This window comes from Kitasatospora indigofera, assembly GCF_014655955.1.
GTDB classification, from domain to species: Bacteria; Actinomycetota; Actinomycetes; order Streptomycetales; family Streptomycetaceae; genus Kitasatospora; species Kitasatospora indigofera.
Genome location: NZ_BNBO01000122.1, coordinates 1 through 3,214, shown reverse-complemented (window position 1 = coordinate 3,214; position 3,214 = coordinate 1). Strand labels below are relative to the sequence as shown.

The following is a 3,214-nucleotide window of genomic DNA, read 5'->3' as shown; positions in this document are numbered from 1 at the left end:
CGGCGGACCGGACGGGTCCGCCGGCCGCCGCCGACTGCTCACCGCGCCCCGGCGGGAGCGGGGCTCAGCGCGCGCTGTTCTCGTGCACGAAGGCGACCAGGCGGCTGAGCGCGTCCGGGTCCATGCTGGGCAGCACGCCGTGGCCGAGGTTGAAGATGTGGCCGCTGTTGCCGAGCGCCTGGGCGGCGTGCAGCACCTCGCGGGCCTTGGTCTCCACCGCTCGGGTCGGGGCGAAGAGCACGGCGGGGTCGAGGTTGCCCTGCAGGGCCTTGCCCGGGCCGACCCGCTCGGCGGCGACGTTCAGCGGCACCCGCCAGTCGACGCCGACCACGTCCGCGCCGGCCTGGCCCATCAGCCCGAGCAGCTCGCCGGTGCCGACGCCGAAGTGGATCCGCGGCACGCCGTACCCGGCGACCGCGTCGAACACCTTGGTGCTGGCCGGCATGACGGAGCGGCGGTAGTCGTCCGGGGCGAGCGCGCCGACCCAGGAGTCGAAGAGCTGCACGGCCGAGGCGCCGGCCTCGATCTGCACCTTCAGGAAGGCCGCGGTGATGTCGGCGAGGCGGTCGACCAGCTCGGCCCAGAGCTCCGGCCGGCCGTACATCATGGCCTTGGTGTTCTCGTGGTTCTTCGACGGCCCGCCCTCGACCAGGTAGCTGGCCAGCGTGTACGGGGCGCCGGCGAAGCCGATCAGCGGCGTGGGGCCGAGCTCGTCCACCAGCAGGCCGACGGCCTCGGTGATGTAGGGGACGTCGTCCGGCTCCAGGTTCCGCAGCCGCTTGAGGTCCTCGGGGGTGCGGATCGGGTCGGCGATGACCGGGCCGATGCCCGGCTTGATGTCGACGTCGATGCCGATCGCCTTCAGCGGCACCACGATGTCGCTGAAGAAGATCGCCGCGTCCACCTTGTGCCGGCGCACCGGCTGCAGGGTGATCTCCTTGACCAGCTCGGGCCGCATGCAGGACTCCAGCATGGGGATGCCCTCGCGGACCTTCAGGTACTCGGGCAGCGAGCGTCCGGCCTGGCGCATGAACCACACCGGGGTGTGCGGCACCGGCTCGCGCCGGCAGGCGCGCAGGAACGCTGAGTCGTACGCGGCGCCGCGGCGCACGGGGGGCTGCTGACCGGTGGTGTCTGCCGTTGTCTCGCTCACGGTCCAAATCTTCGCACGCGCCCCGGGCGCGACTTCCCGCCCCCGGGTGGTGCGAAGCTCCAACATTGCCCGCCGGACGGGCCTCGGCACGCCGCACAAACGGAAGTTGCGCGAATTGCGGCTCCGTCCGACCTAGTCTTCGGGTCATGGCAGCGGTCGGCGGGCACCCCGCACAAGGTGGAGGAACGGGCAAGGAGTCGGCGCCGATCGAGTTCCGCGACGCGGTCGAGGCGCTGAGCGGAGCGAGGCTCCGCCCCGAGGTGCAGCTCTCCCCTGCCCCGGCGCCGCGCCGGCTGGCCCCGTACGCGTTCGCGCTGACCGCCTCGGTCGAGGTGGACGGCGAGGAGCTGGCGGACGGGCGGATCGTGCTGCTGCACGACCCGGCCGGCCAGGAGGCCTGGCACGGCGACTTCCGGGTGGTCACGATGACCCGGGCCGAGCTGGAGCCGGAGATGGCGGCCGACCCGATGCTGTCCGAGGTCGGCTGGGCCTGGCTGCTGGACGCCCTGCAGGCGCACGGCGCCGGCTACGCGGAGGCGGGCGGCACGGTGACCCGGTGCGCCTCGCAGTACTTCGGCGCGCTCGCGGACCGGCCGTCCTCGACCGAGATCGAGATCCGGGCCTCCTGGACACCCTCGGACGGGCGCTTCGAGCGCCACCTGGCGGCCTGGGGCGAGCTGCTCTGCGCCGGCGCCGGGCTCCCGCCCGTCCCGTCCTCGCCGCAGAACGCCCCGGACGCCCCGTCACTCGGTGGAGTGGTCCCGATGCCCGCGCGGCGTCGTCCGCGTTCGCACTGAGGAGTGAAGCCCGGCCGCCGGGGGCCCCACCTCGGCAAAAGCCACTCCCAGGGCTGACGGAGTGTGACTTCCGCCCCGTTCTCCGTCAATTCATCGACCTGAGACGATCATGGCGCGCCCGAAAGTGATCGATTTTGTGCGATTTCGGAGCATGTCGCACCGGTCGCCCGCGCCCTTTGTCCGTATTGTTACTCACTAAATCGTGATCTTTCGCTAAAGCCGGGCACGGTTGTTGCCGAAGCAGACTGTGACCCTTTCCAAACGCGGAACACTCCGACCGCCCCATCGGGGTTCCGTCCGCCACTCCCCGCAGGAGGCCTGGTGTCGGTCCTTCTTGAGCACCCCGCAAACGTGGTCGCCTACCGTCCGACGAAGCCCACCGCCATGGTGGTCATCGCTGATCCCCGAGTCCGAAACACCGTCACCCGCCACCTGTGGGCGCTCGGCGTCCGGGACGTCATCGAGGTCTCCTCGATCGCCGAGGCCCGCCCCCGGGTCTCGACGCCCCGCGACATCTGCGTCGCCGACGTCCACCTCCCGGACGGCTCCGGGCTGACCATCCTCGCCGAGACCCGCGCCGCGGGCTGGCCCAACGGCCTCGCGCTCTCCGCCGCCGACGACATCGGCGCGGTCCGCAGCGCGCTGGCCGGCGGCGTCAAGGGCTACGTGGTCACCGGTACCCGTACCAACATCGCCATGCCGGGACGACCCGGCATGCCCCTCGGCACCGGCGGCCTGGCCGGCCGGATGCGGCGCCCCGGCATGCCGGGAGTCCCCGGAACGGCCGGAGCCCCCGGCGCCCCGGGTGCTCCCGGTGCTCCCGGGACGCAGCAGTCCGCCTACCGCGAGCTCTCCGGCCGTGAGGTCGAGGTCCTGCGGCTGGTGGCGGAGGGCCAGTCCAACAAGGCGATCGGAGTCGCCATGGGCCTGTCCGCCCTCACCGTGAAGAGCCACCTCGCCCGGATCGCCCGCAAGCTGGGCACCGGCGACCGGGCCGGCATGGTCGCGGTCGCGCTGCGCACCGGCATCATCCACTGATCCACCCGTTGGACCGCGGCGGCGGCCCGGAGGAACGTTTCCTCCGGGCCGTCTCTGTTTTTTGGCGTCTCTCGCCGCCGGGGCCCTCCGGCCCGGTGCCGACGGTCGTCGCTCCCTTCCCTTTTTGGGCGTCTCTCGCCGCCGGGGCCCTCCGGTCCGGTGCCGACGGTCGTCGCTCCCTCTCTCCCTCCTTCGTCGGTCGCTCCCTCGCTCTCTCCCTTTCGGC

At 72.5% G+C, this 3,214-nt stretch carries 3 protein-coding genes; 2 read left to right on the top strand and 1 reads right to left on the bottom strand.

What is annotated here, in order from left to right; all coding sequences use genetic code 11:
• Positions 1 to 64 precede the first annotated feature (64 nt).
• Positions 65 to 1,153: a uroporphyrinogen decarboxylase gene (gene hemE, locus IE329_RS39675; RefSeq protein WP_229928154.1), complete on the bottom strand. Its 1,089-nt coding sequence runs from the start codon at positions 1,151 to 1,153 to the stop codon at positions 65 to 67.
• Between the two features lie 146 nt (positions 1,154 to 1,299).
• Here hemE and IE329_RS39670 point away from each other — a divergent pair, with 146 nt between their 5' ends.
• Both IE329_RS39670 and IE329_RS39665 read left to right on the top strand, forming a co-directional pair.
• Positions 1,300 to 1,950, top strand: coding sequence for a DUF3000 domain-containing protein (locus tag IE329_RS39670; protein WP_190215929.1), 651 nt, complete (start codon positions 1,300 to 1,302; stop codon positions 1,948 to 1,950).
• A gap of 321 nt (positions 1,951 to 2,271) precedes the next feature.
• Positions 2,272 to 2,988 carry a response regulator transcription factor gene (locus IE329_RS39665; protein ID WP_073928921.1) on the top strand — a complete coding sequence of 239 codons (717 nt, stop codon included), beginning with the start codon at positions 2,272 to 2,274 and terminating at the stop codon, positions 2,986 to 2,988.
• Positions 2,989 to 3,214 lie beyond the last annotated feature (226 nt).

Excerpts from the sequence above, each read along its gene's own strand:
- IE329_RS39670 (WP_190215929.1), top strand. The coding sequence starts at position 1,300 with ATGGCAGCGGTCGGCGGGCACCCCGCACAAGGTGGAGGAACGGGCAAG.